Here is a 15,823-nt window from a genome sequence, read left to right on the forward strand (position 1 = left end):
ATGACCAGTCCCAACCCCGCCGCGGCCAAGTCCGGCCTGGCGCAGCGGTTCAGCGGTGAGCGGATCGTGCTCGCACTGGCGGCGCCGGTGCTCGCGGTCGTGCTCTCCGTCGCGATCTGTTCCGTCCTGCTGGCGACCTCGGGCAAGAACCCGTTCGACGCCTGGGACGTGATGATCACGTACGCCACCAAGGCTGACGGCCAGGTGAACATCCTCAACCGCTCCACCACGTACTACCTGGCCGCGGCGGCCGCCGCGTTCGGGTTCCGGATGAACCTGTTCAACATCGGCGTCGAGGGCCAGTACAAGGTCGCGGCGCTGTTCGCGGCCTTCGTCGGCGCCCAGCTCGACCTGCCGGCCTTCCTCCAGATCCCGCTGCTGCTGGTCACCGCCATGCTGGTCGGCGGCCTGTACGCGAGCATCGCCGGTCTGCTGAAGGTCTACCGCGGCGTCAGCGAGGTCATCTCGACCATCATGCTGAACTCGATCGCGGTGGCGATCATCGGTCTGCTGCTCGTCCCCGGCATCTTCGCGCCGAAGGTCAGCGGCACCAGCAACTCGGTCCAGACCGAGCCGATCTCGCAGTCCAGCCACTTCTTCGCGTTCGAGACGAACGGTGGCACCCTCTGGGGCTTCATCTTCATCGCCGCCCTGGTCGGCGTGGTCTTCCAGGTCGTGCTGACCCGCACCCGCTTCGGCTTCGACCTGCGCGCCACCGGCCGCTCGGAGTCCGCCGCGACCGCCTCCGGCGTCAACGTCAAGAAGATGGTCATCATCTCGATGGCGGTCTCCGGTGCGATCGCCGGTCTGATCGGCCTGCCCGAGCTGATGCAGAACTCGTACTACTTCGGCCAGAGCTTCCAACCCGGCCTGGGCTTCCTGGGCATCTCGATCGCCCTGCTCGGCCGCAACAGCCCGATCGGCATGGCCTTCGCGGCGCTGCTGTTCGCCTTCCTGGACGCCGCCGGCTCCCAGCTGCCGCTCAAGGGCGGCTTCCCCTTCGAGATCGTCGACGTCATGAAGGGCACCATCGTCATCTGCGTCGTCGTCGCGTACGAGCTGGTGCGGCGCTACGGCCTGAAGCGCCAGCAGCAGAAGGTCGGCGCCCAGCTCGCCGCCCAGGCTGCCGCGGCCAACGAGAAGAAGGAGGTGTCCGCATGAGCACGGCAACGGCTGCCCGTCCGAAGGCGTCGGGCGCACCCGCGAAGAAGCGCAAGCTGTCCTGGCCGGTGGTGCTCCTGCTGATCGCGGGCGCCCTGGTGCTGTTCTCCGCCGTGGGCATGGCCACCGGCAACCACTCGCTGACCTCCTCCGGGCAGGTCACCGCGGCGCTCAGCGCCGCCGTGCCGATCGGCATGGCCGGTCTGGGCGGTCTCTGGTCCGAGCGGGCCGGTGTGGTCAACATCGGCCTCGAGGGCATGATGGTCGCCGGCACCTTCTGCGGTGCCTGGGCGGGCTACCTGGTCAACCCGTGGGTCGGCCTGCTGGCCGGCATGCTGGGCGGGGCGCTCGGCGGCCTGCTGCACGCGGTCGTCACCGTCACCTTCGGCGTCGACCACATCGTCTCCGGCGTCGGCATCAACCTGCTGATCCCCGGCATCTGCGCGTACGTCAACCGGATCTACTACAAGGACTACATCTCGGCCGGTGCCGGCCAGAACCAGTCCCCGCCGGCGGACCCGCTGCCGTACATCACCATCCCGGGCCTGTCCTCCTGGCTGAAGGACATCGAGGGCCACCACTGGTTCTTCGTCTCGGACGTCGCGGGCGTGCTCGGCGGCCTGGTCACCAACATCTCGGTGGTCGTGCTGCTGGCCGGCGCGCTGATCGTGGTCAGCTACTTCGCGCTCTGGCGCACGGTGTTCGGCCTGCGGCTGCGCTCCTGCGGTGAGAACCCGACCGCCGCCGAGTCGCTGGGCGTCAACGTCTACAAGTACAAGTACCTCGCGGTCATCGCCTCCGGCGCCTTCGCCGGCCTCGGCGGGGCGTACCTCTCGCTGGTCGCGGCGCACTTCTACAAGGACGGCCAGACCCTCGGGCGCGGCTTCATCGGCCTCGCGGCGATGATCTTCGGCAACTGGATGCCCGGCGGCCTCGCCATGGGCGCCGGCCTGTTCGGCTTCACCGACAGCCTCCAGCTGCGCGACCCGGAGTCGGTGCACGTGCTGATCCTGACCGTGGGCATCGCGATGATCCTGCTCGCGCTGTGGCAGCTGTACCGCCGCAAGTACACCGCGACGGTGATCTCCTTCGTGGTGGCCGGCGGTCTGATCGCCTGGTACTCGCTCACCGACGAGGTGCAGCGCCCGCTGATCGTCGCCACGCCGTACGTGATCACCCTGGTGGTGCTCTCGCTGGCCTCGCAGCGACTGCGGATGCCGAAGGCGGACGGCCAGATCTACCGCAAGGGCCAGGGCAAGTGACCGCCTCCGCGGCCGCGGCGCCGTCCGCGATCGACTGGGAGCTGCTGCGCTCGGCGGCGCGCGAGGCCATGGGCCACGCGTACGCGCCGTACAGCGGGTTCCCGGTCGGCGCGGCCGCGCTGGTGGACGACGGCCGGGTGGTCACCGGCTGCAACGTGGAGAACGCCTCGTACGGGCTCGCGCTGTGCGCCGAGTGCGGGCTGGTGTCCGCGCTGCACTCCTCCGGGGGCGGCCGGCTGGTCGCCTTCACCTGCGTGGACGGCGCCGGCGAACTGCTGATGCCGTGCGGGCGCTGCCGTCAGCTGCTGTACGAGCACGGCGGTCCTGGGCTGCTGATCGAACTGCCCTCGGGCATCAAGCCGATGAGCGAGGTCCTGCCCGACGCGTTCGGGCCGGAGCGGCTCTAGCTTCCCTTTCTGTTACGCGCGTAGAGTGTCGCGAGTGGGCCGGAACCCGGTCATCTCGCGACACTCTTCGCTTTTGAAACCCCTCTTGGAGCACGCATGGACGCCATCTCCGTCATCAGGACCAAGCGCGATCGCGGAGAACTGAGCGACGCTCAGATCGACTGGGTCATCGACGCCTACACCCGTGGTGAGGTCGCCGACGAGCAGATGTCCGCGCTGGCGATGGCGATCCTGCTGAACGGGATGCAGCCGCGCGAGATCAGCCGCTGGACCGACGCCATGATCCGCTCCGGCGTCCGGATGGACTTCTCCTCGCTGCCGCTGCCCACCAGCGACAAGCACTCCACCGGCGGCGTCGGCGACAAGATCACCCTGCCGCTCGCCCCGCTGGTCGCCGCCTGCGGCGCCGCCGTCCCGCAGCTCTCCGGGCGCGGCCTCGGCCACACCGGCGGCACCCTGGACAAGCTGGAGTCCATCCCCGGCTGGCGCGCCCTGCTCTCCAACGACGAGATGATGGGCGTACTGCGCGACGCCGGCGCGGTGATCTGCGCGGCGGGCGACGGCCTCGCGCCGGCCGACAAGAAGCTGTACGCGCTGCGCGACGTCACCGGCACCGTCGAGGCCATCCCGCTGATCGCCTCCTCGATCATGTCGAAGAAGATCGCCGAGGGCACCGGCGCGCTGGTCCTGGACGTCAAGGTCGGCTCCGGGGCGTTCATGAAGAACCTGGACGACGCCCGCGAACTCGCCCGCACCATGGTCGGCCTGGGCACCACCGCCGGGGTCAACACCGTCGCCCTGCTCACCGACATGTCCACCCCGCTCGGCCTCACCGCGGGCAACGCGCTGGAGGTCCGGGAGTCCCTGGAGGTGCTCGCCGGCGGCGGCCCGGCCGACGTCGTCGAGCTGACCCTCGCGCTCGCCCGCGAGATGCTCGCCGCGGCCGGCGTGCAGGGCAAGGACCCTGCGGACGCGCTGCGGGACGGCTCCGCGATGGACCACTGGCGCCGCATGATCGCAGCCCAGGGCGGCGACGTCGACGCCCCGCTCCCGGTCGCCCGCGAGCAGCACGTCATCCCGGCGCCCGCCTCCGGCGTGCTCACCACGCTGGACGCCTACGCCGTCGGCGTCTGCGCCTGGCGCCTGGGCGCCGGCCGGGCCCGCAAGGAGGACCCGGTCCAGGCCGGAGCCGGCGTCGAGATGCACGCCAAGCCCGGCGACACCGTGGTGGCCGGCCAGCCCCTGCTGACCCTGCACACCGACACCCCGGAGCGCTTCGACTACGCCGTCGAGGCCCTGGCCGGCGGCATCGAGGTCGCCCCGGCGGGCACGGCGTTCACCCCGAACCCGATCGTCCTCGACCGCATCGCGTAGTCGTGCGATGACGGCATGTGCGGCAGCGTGCTCTGCGCTGCCGCACATGGGAGTCACGCGCTCCACGGTCGAGATCGGACCCTGAGGTCCGGGAACGGCTCAGCGCGCTTGCGGACCGGCATTGCCGCAGGACGGAACGCGCCGTCGATCTCCTGGCCGAACGACCGACGACGCTCGGCGAGCCGTACTCGCGCCGTCCGGACGGCCTGGTGCGCGAGCTCCGCTTCGAGCTGGGGACCGCCGCCCCGTGGATCGCCTACCGGCTCGCGTTGCAGCGGTTGGCGGCTGTGCTGGAGTCGGAGCTCGACATCCACGTGGAGCCCGGCATCCAGGCCACTGTCCGCTTCCGGGCCCCGGCTGCCTGAGCGCACGTCGAGGAGCCCGTACCCGCCCGGCGGGTACGGGCTCCTTCGCGTACTCAGGCCCGGACGGCGGGTACCGCCCGCCGGGCCGCGTGGGCCCGGTGGGTGGCGTGGAGGGTGACGGCGGTGGCGAGGGCCATGGCGGCGAGGCCGACGGTGGCGGCGCCGGGCCAGCCGGTGGCGTGGTAGGCGTCGGCGCCGAGGGTGCCGCCGAGGCTGTTGCCGAGGTAGTAGGCGATCAGGTAGAGGGCGGAGGCCTGGGCGCGGCCCTCGGTGGCGGTGCGGCCGACCGCGGAGGAGGCGGTGGCGTGGCCGGCGAAGAAGCCGGCGGTGATCAGGACCAGGCCGAGCAGCGCGCAGAGCAGGGACCCGGCGAGGGAGAGCAGCAGGCCGGCCGTGGTGACGCCGATGGAGACGTAGAGGGCGCCTCTCCGGCCGAGCCGGCCGGAGAGCCGTCCGGCCGCGGCGGAGGTGCCGGTGCCGACCAGGTAGACCACGAAGATCGAGGCGGCGATCGACTCCGGCAGGTGGAACGGCGCGGCGATCAGCCGGTAGCCGACGGTGTTGTAGACCGCGCCGAACACCGCCATGAACAGCATCCCGAGCGCGTACAACCGCACCAGCAGCGGGTTGCGCAGGTGCCGTCCGACCGTCCGGGCGAGCGCGCGGGCGTCCACCGGGGCCGGGGTGAAGTGCCGGGCGGCGGGGATCAGCAGCCGGAAGGCGAGGGTGGCGAGCAGGGCGAGGACGGCGGAGGCGGCGAGGCCCCAGCGCCAGCCGAGTCCGGCGGCGGTCCAGCCGGAGAGCAGCCGGCCGCCCATCCCGCCGATGCTGTTGCCGGCCACGTACAGGCCCATCGCGGAGGGCAGCGCGCTGGGGTGGACCTCCTCGGCGAGGTAGGCCATGGCGGTGGCCGGGAGACCGGCGAGGACGACGCCCTGGAGGACCCTCAGGGTGACGAGGGTGGTGAGGTCCGGCGCGAAGGGCAGGGCGAGGGCGAACGCGGAGGCGGCGAGCGTGGAGGCCGTCATCACGGCGGTGCGGCCGTGGCGGTCGGAGAGCGCGCTGGCCGGGAGCAGCCCGAGGGCGAGGCCGAGGGTGGCCGCGGAGGCGGTCCAGCTGGCCTGGCCGGGGGTGAGGTCGAGGTCGGCCGAGAGGACCGGCAGCAGGCCCTGGGTGGAGTAGAGCAGGACGAAGGTCGCGACCCCGGCGGCGAACAGGGCGAGGTTGGCGCGGCGGAAGGCGCGCTGGCCTGGGCGGTGGCGGTCGTCCGCGGTGGCGGCGGGGGAGGGGGCGGTGGCGGGGGCGTCCGGGGAGGTCACGGACGCCCTGGTATCGGAGGGCTGCATGACGTCGACCGTAGGCCTGCCGTTGTTGATGCGTCCAATGCATGAAGCGTGGATGATCGATGCACTGGTGCATGAGTCGAGGTGGTGGCGGGATGTCCGGTCCGGAAGCGGTGGACGGTGGCGAGCAGCGGTACCGGGTGGCCGAGTTGGGACCGGAGGAGCCGGCCGTGCTGCTGGCGCCCCGGCTGGCGCAGTTCGCGGCGGTGGCCCGGTTGGAGCACGTGACCCAGGCGGCCGCGCTGCTCGGGGTGCCGCAGCCGACGCTGTCGCGCGCGGTGGCCCGGCTGGAGGAGGAGCTGGGGGTGGACCTGCTGGCCCGTCAGGGCCGTACCGTCCGGCTGACCAGGGCGGGTCGGTTGCTGCTGGCCTCGGTGGAACGGGCACTGGCGGAGGTCGAGCGGGGTGCGGCGGCGGCCCGGGCGGAGGCGGACCCGGAGGTGGGCTTGGTGGCCTTCGGCTTCCTGCACACGATGGGGCCGGACGCGGTGCCGGCGCTGCTGCGCGGCTTCCGCGCGGCGCACCCGCGGGTGCGGTTCCAGCTGGTGCAGGACTACGGCGCGGCGATGCTGGAGCGGCTGCGGGCCGGGGAGTTGGACCTCTGCCTGGTGGCGCCGCCGCCGGACGACCCGGCGTTCACCGCCCGCCCGCTGGACGAGCAGCTGCTGCACCTGGTCGTCCCGGCGGACCACCGGTTGGCCGGACGGCGGCGGATCCGGCTGGCGGAGGTGGCCGAGGAGCCGTTCGTCGGGCTGGAGCCGGGGTACGGGCTGCGCGTGCTCACGGACGGGTTCTGCGCGCAGGCCGGGTTCGTCCCCCGGCTGGCGTTCGAGGGGGAGGAGGCGGAGACGCTGCGCGGGCTGGTGGCGGCCGGGTTGGGGGTGGCGCTACTGCCGCCGGCCCTGGTGCCGCGGCCGGGGGTGGTGGAGCTGGAGGTGACGGCGCCGCGCCCCCGGCGGGCGGTCGGGCTGGCCTGGGCGGCGGGGCGGCCGCTGACCCCGCCGGCCAGGGCGTTCCGGGACTTCGTGCTGTCCCGGCGCGGGCGGTTGCTGCAGCACGACTGAGGCCGTCGCCGCGGTGGCGTGGCGCTTTGGTGGATCGTATGGACCGGCCGGTGGAATTCCGGATGGAGTTTGGACCATCCGGCGGTGTTCGCGGTGGTCGGTCTACGCGCGTAGGGGCTATATTTCCGCAATGGAACAGCAGATCCCCGTCACCACCGCGGGCACCGGCCCGCGCATCCCCACCGCCGACCAGATCCGCCGCGCGCCGAAGGTCCTCCTGCACGACCACCTGGACGGCGGGCTGCGCCCGGAGACGGTGGTCGAACTGGCCGCCGCCTGCGGCTACCAGGGCCTGCCCACCACCGACCCCAAGGAGCTCGGCGAGTGGTTCCGCGAGGCCGCCGACTCCGGCTCGCTGGTCCGCTACCTGGAGACCTTCGCGCACACCTGCGCCGTGATGCAGACCCGTGAGGCGCTGGTCAAGGTCGCCGCGGACTGCGCCGAGGACCTGGCCGCCGACGGTGTCGTGTACGCCGAGGTCCGCTACGCCCCGGAGCAGCACCTGGAGGCCGGACTGAGCCTGGACGAGGTCGTCGAGGCCGTCCAGGAGGGCTTCCGCCTCGGCGAGGCCAACGCCCGTGCGGCCGGCCACCGGATCCGCGTCGGCACCCTGCTGACCGCGATGCGGCACGCCGCGCGCTCCACCGAGATCGCCGAACTGGCCAACCGACACCGGGACGGGGGCGTGGTCGGCTTCGACATCGCCGGTGCCGAGGCCGGCTACCCGCCCACCCGCCACCAGGCCGCCTTCGACTACCTCAAGGGCGAGAACAACCACTTCACCATCCACGCGGGCGAGGCCTTCGGCCTGCCGTCGATCTGGGAGGCCCTGCAGTGCTGCGGCGCCGACCGGCTCGGCCACGGCGTGCGGATCGTCGACGACATCACGGTGGGCGAGGACGGCACGGTCGAGCTCGGCCGGCTGGCCGCGTACGTGCGCGACAAGCGCATTCCGCTGGAGATGTGCCCGACCTCCAACATCCAGACCGGTGCCGCCACTTCGTACACCGAGCACCCGATCGGGCTGCTCAGCCGGCTGAAGTTCCGGGTCACCGTGAACACCGACAACCGGCTGATGAGCGGTACCAGCATGAGCCGGGAGTTCGGCCACGTGGTGGAGGCCTTCGGCTACACCCTGGGTGACCTGGAGTGGTTCACGGTGAACGCGATGAAGTCCGCGTTCCTGCCTTTCGACGAGCGGCTGGCGATGATCAACGACGTGATCAAGCCGGGCTACGCCGAGCTGAAGGCGGAGTGGCTGTTCAGCGCGGGCACCGGCGGCAACTGAGCCGTCGGGGCGACGCTCCGGCGCGAGTCGGTCGGATGAACGGCCAGCTCTCTCAAGGGAATTGGCGTTCATCCGACTACTCACTCGGGTGAGTGAACGCCCTTTGGTTCCCACGCGACCGGCTCACTACCGTGTGCCCGTCATTGCCGACACGTCACGGCGGCGGTCGTCCGTTCGCCGGTTCCGAGCGTGCAGTCGGCCACCGAGGACCCAAAGGGGACCAACCATGAAGCAGGCTCTCAAGGCCGCGGGCACCGCGGCGCTCGGCATCGCCATCGCGGCGGTCGGCGCCGGTACCGCCTCCGCGGCCGACGGCCAGGCGGCCGGCGGCCTCGGGCTGCCCACCGGCGTGTTGACGAACCCGGCCGTGAGCAGTGCGGTCGCCGACACCGCCGCCAAGCTGCCCGCCACCGGCAAGGTGACCGAGACGCTCGGCACCCTCGCCCCGAGCGTCGGCCAGGCCGTCCCCGCCGGCGACACCACGCTGGCCGGCGTCACCCAGCAGCGCGCGGCCCTTCCGACCGTCCCGGGCCTGGACAAGACCCCGCTCGGCGGGCTGACCGGCGCCCTCCCGGCCCTCCCCGGCCTGGCCGGCTGAACCACCGCACGGCGACGGGCCGCCCGCCCCGGGAACTCCGGGGCGGGCGGCCCGTCGCCGTGTGTCACGGTTCCTGGGGGAGCAGCACCCAGAGGGCCAGGTAGAGCAGGAACTGGGGGCCGGGCAGCAGGCAGGAGAGCAGGAAGATCAGCCGGACGGTCCACGGGGTCAGGCCGAAGCGTTCGGCGATCCCGGCGCAGACGCCGGCGATGACACGGTTGTGGCGGGGACGGGCGAGGCGGGCACTCATGACGGTCTCCCTACGGTGGCGGCCCGGTCCGGCCGGTCCGGTGGGCTGTTTCCATGCTCCGCCGCCGGCGGCCCCCGGTCCTCCGCCCGGCAGGTGATTCCCCACCCCGAAGGGTCACCGGGGAGTCGTAGCCGGAAGTCGGGGTCGTCCTCAGGGTCACCCCGGGGGGCGGGCCGAATATCCGGCCGGGCCCGTCCGGACCCCCGGACGGGGCTCGGTAGGATGCTGCCGATCGCGGTCGGCCGGGGGGCGGACGAAAAGCCCGACTTTGTTGTGGAAAAACCTCTCCTGCAAGCGATTTCACGTCCTGTTGGGTTCTGTCCGAATTCTCTCGTGAGGTTGGATTTCGCATGCGGCATCGCAGATTCCTGGCCGCGGCCGCCGCCGTCTCGCTGGCCTCCGGCCTGGCCGTCGTCGAGGCCCCGGCCGCCTTCGCCGCCTCGGAGGCCGTCGCGCTCGTGCGGGGCACCCGGATCCAGCCCTCGCCGGTCACGGTCGTGCTCGGCGGCGCGCCCGCCACCGTCAAGGCGGGTGGCGCGCCGGTGGAGTTCACCGCGAGGCTCGGGAACACCGCCGACCACCAGGTGGACGTGCTGTCCTCCGCCTTCGTCGTCGGCGACACCGGCGCCGGCACCAGGCAGAGCCACTTCAAGCTGGAGTACCAGCCGCCCGGCGGTGCGCAGTGGCAGGACGCCACGGTGAACGCCGCGAGCGTCGGCGCCTTCTGGGAGATCGACCGGTCGGCCACGCTGCACCTGGCGGCGGGCGCCGAGGCGGTCTACCGGCTGCGGCTCACCGTCGCCGCCGAGGCCCCGGCCGGCCGGGTGAGCCTGGGCTTCAACGCCAACGTCGATGACCCCACCGTGCCGCGGGAGCAGCGGAGCGGCTTCGCCCAGAGCGAGCGGACGAACACGGTGATCGCTCCGGCGGTCACGCCGACCACGCCGGCGGCCACACCCGCCGCCGCGGCCGACATCAGGCTCGTCGGGGTGCCCACCACCTTCACGGCGGGCGGCGAGGCGAAGCCGTTCAAGCTGGTCTTCACCAACACCAGCGGCAAGGACCTCCGGGTCATGCCCACGGTCGTGTTCCAGGGGGTGACCGAACTCCCCTTCGAGACGGTCAGGTTCGAGTACCAGGGGCCGGACGGGGCCTGGCTGCCGGGCGGCCCCGGCGGCAACTCGGAGCACCCGACCTGGCTCTACATGAACCTCCGGCCGGGCGACATGAGCTCGGACGAGTTCGCCCTGCCGAAGGGCGGTACCCACACGATCAACGTCCGGCTGTCCTTCACCAAGGACGCGTCGGCCCGTCTCGAGTCGCTGGTGGCCATGGCGGGCAGCCTGCCCGGCCCCGGCGAGAGCGCGACCGTGGTGTCCAGCCAGAAGGCCGACTTCACGATCGTGACCGCGGCGGCTCCCAGTGCCACCCGGACGCCGGGGCCCACCTCCGCGGCCCCGGTCGCCCCGGTGTCGACCGAGTCCGAGACCGCCGGCGCCCCGGTCCTCCCGGTCGCCCAGGCCACCGCCGTGGCGCCGAGCCCGGCGGCGGTCGGCGCGCCGGTGGTCGCCGCCGCGGCCCCGGCCGCGGACCCCCGGCTGGCCTCCACCGGCGGTGGCTCGACGGAGCCGATGGCGATCACCGGTGCGACCGCGATCGCCCTCGGCCTCGGCATCCTGGTGGTGGCGTGGCGCCGCAACCGCGTGCGGAGCGGCACCGGGAACTGACCCGAAGACGCCGGAAGGCCCGTCCGTCACCGCTCGGCGGCGGGTGACGGACGGGCCTTCCGGCGTTCGTACGGAGGGTGCGGCGCGTCAGCCGACCGGGTTCTGCGGCGGCTGCGGCTGGGCGTACGGGTTGTCCGCCACCGGCTGCGGCGGGACGCCCGGCTGGTAGGGCGAGCCGCCCTGCGGCTGCGCGGGCGGAGCGGCCTGCGGCGCGACCGGCGGGGCGGCCTGCGGGGTGGCCTGCGGTGCGACCGGCGGGACGATCGCACCCGGCTGCTGGGCGTACGGCGCCTGCGGGGCGCCCGGGTTGAACGGCGCCTGCGGGGCGTTGGGGTTGAACGGCGCGCCCGGGTTGAACGCCCCCTGCGGCGCGTTGGGGTCGAACGGGGCCGCCGCCCGGGCGGGCTGCTGCTTGGCGTTGCTGCGCTCGACGATCGCCTTCACCGAGGCGACGATCATGCCGATCGGCAGGATGAACACCTTGAAGAAGATGGTGTACGTGCCGCCCTCGAAGACGAACGCCAGGTAGTAGGCGTACCCCAGGAGCCCGAGGCCGATGACCACGTTGAGGATGCGCAGGCCGACCTTCAGTCCGCCGGAGGCGGCCCCGAGGGCCACCATGATGACGCCGCTGAGCGCCAGCAGCACGACGTACCAGGAGAAGAGCGGTTCGGCGCTGAAGTCGAGATTGTTCAAGGGGGTTTCCTGGGAGGGGAAGACGGAAAACGGCGGGCACCGTTCGGGGACGAGAGCGCACAGTACTGGAGGCGGCCGACATTCGCCTCCGCCTTTGTGTCACGGTGTCATTGCGCTGTGCCGGAACGGGAGTGGGTGAGGTGGGAAATGACGGAGTTTGAGGTGCTGCGGGTCTTTTGCGGGCCGGACGGGAGTCACGGGAACGCGCTCGGAGTGGTGCGCGACGGCGCCGCCGTGCCGGAGCGCGCGGACCGGCAGCGGATCGCACACGAACTCGGCTTCAGCGAGACGGTGTTCGTCGACGACCCGGAGCGCGGGGAGATCGACATCTACGCCCCGTCGGTGCGGCTGCCGTTCGCCGGCCACCCGTGCGTGGGCGCCGCCTGGCTGCTCGGGGTGGACCGGCTGGTCACGGCGGCCGGCGAGGTGGCGGTGCGGCGCGAGGGCGGGCTGACCCGGATCGAGGCCCGCCCGGAGTGGGCCCCGCCGCGCACGCTGCGGCAGTACGGCTTGGCGGCCGAGGTGGAGGCCCTGGAGGTGCCGCCGCCGGGGGAGTGGGTCTACGCCTGGGCCTGGCAGGACGAGACGGCCGGTACCGTGCGGGCCCGGGCCTTCCCCGGGCGGGGGGACGGGATCGACGAGGACGAGGCGACGGGTGCGGCCGCCCTGCTGCTGGCCGCGCGCCTCGGCCGGGCGCTGACCGTCACCCAGGGGCGGGGCTCGCAGTTGCTGGCCGGACCGCGTCCGGGCGGGCTGGTCGAGGTCGGCGGCCGGGTGGTCCGCGCCCCGCGCCCGGCTCAGCCGACCGGCGGGGTCGGCTCCGCGTAGGCGCGGCGGCGGGCGGCGGGCGCGACGGCCGCGAGCGGGGCCACGGCCACGGCCGACGCGGCGGCCACCGGCGGCACGGAGAGCACCGTCAGCCGGGGCGCCCGCGGCCGCCGGTCCCGCAGCAGGTGCCGCAGGCCGGGGACGAGCGCGAGGTGGACGACGGCCACGCCGACCACGGCGAGCAGGATGTGGTCCACGTTGAGGACGTGCCCGGGCGCCCAGGAGGAGAGGAACTCCAGCGCGGTCGCCAGCAGCGCGGAGACGCCGGTGGTGCGCAGGAAGGACGGCAGCCAGGGGGCCCGGAGCCGGCCGCCGGCCAGTGGCAGCAGGACGCCGAGCGGGGCCAGCAGCAGGAGCTCGCCGACCACCTGCCAGCCGCTGGAGGAGCGGAGCGAGGCGAGCGGCGTCAGGTTGGCGTCGTACACCCAGGCCACCGGCAGCGGTCTCAGCACCAGCCAGAGGACCAGCGCCAGATGGCCGGTGAGGCCCGCCAGCCCGGCCCACCGGAGGGGACGGTGGACGGCCGCCGCCGGGCTCTTCTCGTTCCCCGCGCCGGAACGCTCTTCGCGTGTCCTGGTGCCATCTCGCTGCACGGGGGGAAGGACGTGGTCCGACGCCACGTCGGTTCCACACCCGGCGTGAACATTCCCAAACGCGCCCTTGAGCTCGTTCCCCGCCCCTCTCCGCGCCCTTCCCGGCGGCCTACTTGCAGGGCGAGGCCGTCGGCACCGCGCCGAACACGTTGTCCGGCGGCGGGCTGCCCGGCGTCACCGCGGTGGGCGACGGGCTCGGGCTCGCGGACGCCTTGCCGCCGCGGGCCGGGGTCATGGTCGGGGCCGGTCCCGGCGGGGTGGCCAGGGCCGCCGGTATGTGCGGGGTGGTCGGGCAGGCCGTCCGGCTGGCGGGCGCGCCGGCGTCGACCGGTACGGCGGTCGGCCGGATGCCGCAGCCGGAGGCCAGGGCGATCAGCAGCAGCACGCCGGCGCCGCGGCGCAGGACGGTACGGGGGGAAGCGGTGTCGGGGGGGGTGGTCACGTGGCGTCCTTGTCCTGGGCGGCGTCGCCGGCGGGGCCGTCCTCGGCCTCGTCCGCGGACGGCGGAGGCGGCGGGGCCGACGGCAGGGTCAGGGTGAACACCGCACCGACCTCCCCGTTCGCCGCCGTGATCGTTCCCCCGTGTATCTGCGCGTTGGCCATCGCGATCGACAGCCCGAGGCCGCTGCCCTCCGAGCGCGCCCGCCCCCGGTCCGCCTTGTAGAAGCGGTCGAAGACGTGCGGCAGCACGTCCTCCGGGATGCCCGGGCCGCTGTCGGAGACCTCGACCACGACCGACTCCCCGTCCTGGCGGACCTTCACCCGTACCGGCGAGCCGCCGTGCTTCAGCGCGTTGCCGATCAGGTTGGCGAAGACCACGTCGAGCCGGCGCGGGTCGACCACGGCCAGGATGCCGCGCGGGGCGTCCACCTCGACCGCGTCGTACCAGGCCCGCCCGTCGATGCAGGACATGATCAGGTCGGCGATGTCCACCTCGTCGGCGACCAGCTTGGCGGTGCCGGCGTCGAAGCGGGTCACCTCCATCAGGTTCTCCACCAGGTCGGACAGCCGGCGGGTCTCGCTGACCACGAGCCGGACGGCCGGCTCGATCATCGGGTCCAGCGACTCGGCCTCGTCCTCCAGGATGTCCGTCACGGCGGTCATCGCGGTCAGCGGGGTGCGCAGCTCGTGCGACATGTCGGCGACGAACCGCCGGCTCTGCGCCTCGCGCGCGCTCAGCTCCTCGACCTGCTCGTGCAGCGACTCCGCGGCCCGGTTGAAGGTCCGCGCCAGGTCGGCGAGTTCGTCCGAGCCCTCGACCTCCAGCCGGGTGTCCAGGTGCCCCTCGCCGAGCCGCCGGGCGGCGTCCCCGAGCCGCTTGACCGGCCGCAGCACCGTCGCCGAGGCGGCCTGGGCGAGCAGCGCCGAGCCGATCAGCGCGAGCAGCGTCGCGATGGCCAGCGACCAGCCCAGGGTGTTGAGGTCGGCCCGCTCGTTCTCCAGCGACTTGAACATGTACGCCGTCGGGCCGTTCGGCACCACCTTGGTGCCGCCGATCACGAACGGCCGGCCCTCCAGGTTCTGCCGCTGCCAGTACAGGTGGTACGGGTACGGGTTGTTCTCGGTGACCTCGCGCGGCTTGGCGACGGTGGACTGCAGCGCGGCCGGGACGTCCGCCAGCGTGAAGTTCGCCGGGTCGGAGGAGGCCGGGCACTCCGGGTGCGCCGGGTCGACGACCACCACGTCGTACGTCAGCCCCGAGCTGGCCACGTTGGACGCCAGCGTCGCCAGCTCCGGGCAGCTCGCGTTCAGCGGCAGCTCGGAGACGTTGCGGGTGAGCGAGACCCTGAAGTCGTTCAGCGCCGTGTCCTGGGCGCGCTTGAGCACCGCGTCGCGGTTCAGCCAGTACGCGATGCCGGAGGCCGAGACGGCGGCGAGCAGCGCGACGGCCGCGAACACCGCGATCAGCCGCACCCGCAGGGAGCGCAGCCGACGCCACCGGCCCGTCGAGAACCGCCGGGCAGTCGTCTGATGGTCAGTCACAAGAGCCTGTCGTGGTACGGGAGTTCAGAGGTCGGGGAGGGGCGGGGCGAGGGCGCCCCTGGTCAGGCCGGCGGGTCCAGCCGGTAGCCCACCCCGCGGACGGTGCGGATCAGCGTCGGCGCGGACGGCACGTCCTCGACCTTGGCCCGCAGCCGCTGCACGCACGCGTCCACCAGGCGGGAGTCGCCGAGGTAGTCGTGCTCCCAGACCAGCCGCAGCAGCTGCTGGCGGGAGAGCGCCTGGCCGGGGCGGCGGCTGAGCTCCAGCAGCAGCCGCAGCTCGGTCGGGGTGAGCTGGAGGTCCTGTCCGTCCTTGGTGACGGTCATCGCCGCGCGGTCGATCACCACGCTGCCGTAGGCCGAGGAGTCCGAGCTCTCCCGTTCGCCGCGCCGCAGCACGGCCCGGATCCGCGCGTCCAGCACCCGGGGCTGCACCGGCTTCACCACGTAGTCGTCCGCGCCGGACTCCAGGCCCACCACCACGTCGATGTCGTCCGAGCGGGCGGTCAGCAGGATGATCGGCAGCTGGTCGGTGCGGCGGATCCGGCGGCACACCTCGAAGCCGTCGATCCCGGGCAGCATCACGTCCAGCACGATCAGGTCGGGCCGCTGCTCCTTGAAGAGCCTCAGGCCGTCCTCGCCGGAGGCGGCGGTGGCCACGCGGTGGCCCTGGCGGGTGAGGGCGAGTTCGAGGCCGGTGCGGATGGCGTCGTCGTCCTCGATCAGTAGGAGGAAAGGCACGGCCCCATTTTGGCCCACCGGCAGCCCCGAATCACCCCCCGGAGGGCCTGCCGTCCCCTCGGGAACCGGAACGCGCGCCACCGGCGTCCGGTACGGAGGGAGGCGGACCGGGACGTTCGACCCGCTCCTGTGACACCCCTGTGA

The 15,823-nt window shown here is 73.2% G+C and carries 17 protein-coding genes; 10 read left to right on the forward strand and 7 right to left on the reverse strand.

All coding sequences use genetic code 11. From position 1 onward, the window contains the following. The 5 genes from ACWDBE_RS32530 (at nt 1) to ACWDBE_RS32550 (ending at nt 4,569) form a co-directional block, all read left to right on the forward strand. Nucleotides 1-1,161, forward strand: a complete 1,161-nt coding sequence (locus ACWDBE_RS32530) for an ABC transporter permease (protein ID WP_449788235.1) — start codon at nt 1-3, stop codon at nt 1,159-1,161. Continuing rightward, nucleotides 1,158-2,423, forward strand: a complete 1,266-nt coding sequence (locus ACWDBE_RS32535; protein ID WP_449788236.1) for an ABC transporter permease — start codon at nt 1,158-1,160, stop codon at nt 2,421-2,423. The genes ACWDBE_RS32530 and ACWDBE_RS32535 overlap by 4 nt, the downstream gene beginning before the upstream one ends. After that, a complete protein-coding gene (locus ACWDBE_RS32540; RefSeq protein WP_449788237.1) occupies nt 2,420-2,830 on the forward strand; it encodes a cytidine deaminase in 411 nt (136 codons plus the stop codon). The genes ACWDBE_RS32535 and ACWDBE_RS32540 overlap by 4 nt, the downstream gene beginning before the upstream one ends. Before the next feature lie 96 nt (nt 2,831-2,926). Further along, on the forward strand, nt 2,927-4,204 hold the full coding sequence (locus tag ACWDBE_RS32545; protein ID WP_449788238.1) for a thymidine phosphorylase: 1,278 nt from the start codon (nt 2,927-2,929) through the stop codon (nt 4,202-4,204). A gap of 209 nt (nt 4,205-4,413) precedes the next feature. After that, a complete protein-coding gene (locus tag ACWDBE_RS32550) occupies nt 4,414-4,569 on the forward strand; it encodes a hypothetical protein (RefSeq protein ID WP_449788239.1) in 156 nt (51 codons plus the stop codon). 53 nt (nt 4,570-4,622) lie between these two features. Here ACWDBE_RS32550 and ACWDBE_RS32555 read toward each other — a convergent pair whose 3' ends face one another. Further along, nucleotides 4,623-5,915, reverse strand: a complete 1,293-nt coding sequence (locus ACWDBE_RS32555) for an MFS transporter (RefSeq protein ID WP_449809716.1) — start codon at nt 5,913-5,915, stop codon at nt 4,623-4,625. Between the two features lie 92 nt (nt 5,916-6,007). On the opposite strand from ACWDBE_RS32555, the gene ACWDBE_RS32560 reads away from it, so the two are divergent. The 3 genes from ACWDBE_RS32560 to ACWDBE_RS32570 all read left to right on the forward strand — a co-directional run bounded on the left by ACWDBE_RS32560 (nt 6,008) and on the right by ACWDBE_RS32570 (nt 8,862). Then, nucleotides 6,008-6,976, forward strand: a complete 969-nt coding sequence (locus ACWDBE_RS32560; protein WP_449788241.1) for a LysR family transcriptional regulator — start codon at nt 6,008-6,010, stop codon at nt 6,974-6,976. 130 nt (nt 6,977-7,106) lie between these two features. After that, complete coding sequence (locus tag ACWDBE_RS32565) at nt 7,107-8,264, forward strand: adenosine deaminase (protein ID WP_449788242.1); 1,158 nt, start codon at nt 7,107-7,109, stop codon at nt 8,262-8,264. Between the two features lie 226 nt (nt 8,265-8,490). Then, the gene (locus ACWDBE_RS32570; RefSeq protein ID WP_449788243.1) at nt 8,491-8,862 is read left to right on the forward strand and encodes an ATP-binding protein; all 372 of its coding nucleotides are present in this window, start codon (nt 8,491-8,493) and stop codon (nt 8,860-8,862) included. A 64-nt stretch (nt 8,863-8,926) separates the two neighbouring features. On the opposite strand, the gene ACWDBE_RS32575 is transcribed toward ACWDBE_RS32570, so the two are convergent. Next, nucleotides 8,927-9,112: a PspC domain-containing protein gene (locus ACWDBE_RS32575; protein ID WP_350735952.1), complete on the reverse strand. Its 186-nt coding sequence runs from the start codon at nt 9,110-9,112 to the stop codon at nt 8,927-8,929. Nucleotides 9,113-9,462: 350 nt separating this feature from the next. Between ACWDBE_RS32575 and ACWDBE_RS32580 the strand changes: the two genes are divergently transcribed. Then, the gene (locus ACWDBE_RS32580) at nt 9,463-10,839 is read left to right on the forward strand and encodes a hypothetical protein (RefSeq protein WP_449809717.1); all 1,377 of its coding nucleotides are present in this window, start codon (nt 9,463-9,465) and stop codon (nt 10,837-10,839) included. 87 nt (nt 10,840-10,926) lie between these two features. Here the strand turns inward: ACWDBE_RS32580 and ACWDBE_RS32585 are convergent, their stop codons facing one another. After that, on the reverse strand, nt 10,927-11,535 hold the full coding sequence (locus ACWDBE_RS32585; RefSeq protein ID WP_449809718.1) for a hypothetical protein: 609 nt from the start codon (nt 11,533-11,535) through the stop codon (nt 10,927-10,929). 147 nt (nt 11,536-11,682) lie between these two features. Here ACWDBE_RS32585 and ACWDBE_RS32590 point away from each other — a divergent pair, with 147 nt between their 5' ends. Continuing rightward, complete coding sequence (locus ACWDBE_RS32590) at nt 11,683-12,363, forward strand: PhzF family phenazine biosynthesis protein (RefSeq protein WP_449809719.1); 681 nt, start codon at nt 11,683-11,685, stop codon at nt 12,361-12,363. Here the strand turns inward: ACWDBE_RS32590 and ACWDBE_RS32595 are convergent. From ACWDBE_RS32595 to ACWDBE_RS32610, 4 genes are all read right to left on the reverse strand, one after another. Next, nucleotides 12,333-12,956: a VanZ family protein gene (locus ACWDBE_RS32595; RefSeq protein ID WP_449788247.1), complete on the reverse strand. Its 624-nt coding sequence runs from the start codon at nt 12,954-12,956 to the stop codon at nt 12,333-12,335. The two genes, ACWDBE_RS32590 and ACWDBE_RS32595, sit on opposite strands and share 31 nt — an antisense overlap. A 109-nt stretch (nt 12,957-13,065) precedes the next feature. Further along, nucleotides 13,066-13,398: a hypothetical protein gene (locus ACWDBE_RS32600; RefSeq protein ID WP_449788248.1), complete on the reverse strand. Its 333-nt coding sequence runs from the start codon at nt 13,396-13,398 to the stop codon at nt 13,066-13,068. After that, a complete protein-coding gene (locus ACWDBE_RS32605; protein ID WP_449788249.1) occupies nt 13,395-14,939 on the reverse strand; it encodes an ATP-binding protein in 1,545 nt (514 codons plus the stop codon). The genes ACWDBE_RS32600 and ACWDBE_RS32605 overlap by 4 nt, the downstream gene beginning before the upstream one ends. Nucleotides 14,940-15,001: 62 nt before the next feature. Further along, nucleotides 15,002-15,679 carry a response regulator transcription factor gene (locus ACWDBE_RS32610; RefSeq protein WP_030257458.1) on the reverse strand — a complete coding sequence of 226 codons (678 nt, stop codon included), beginning with the start codon at nt 15,677-15,679 and terminating at the stop codon, nt 15,002-15,004. Between the last annotated feature and the right edge of the window lie 144 nt (nt 15,680-15,823).

Source organism: Kitasatospora sp. NPDC001132, assembly GCF_053598415.1.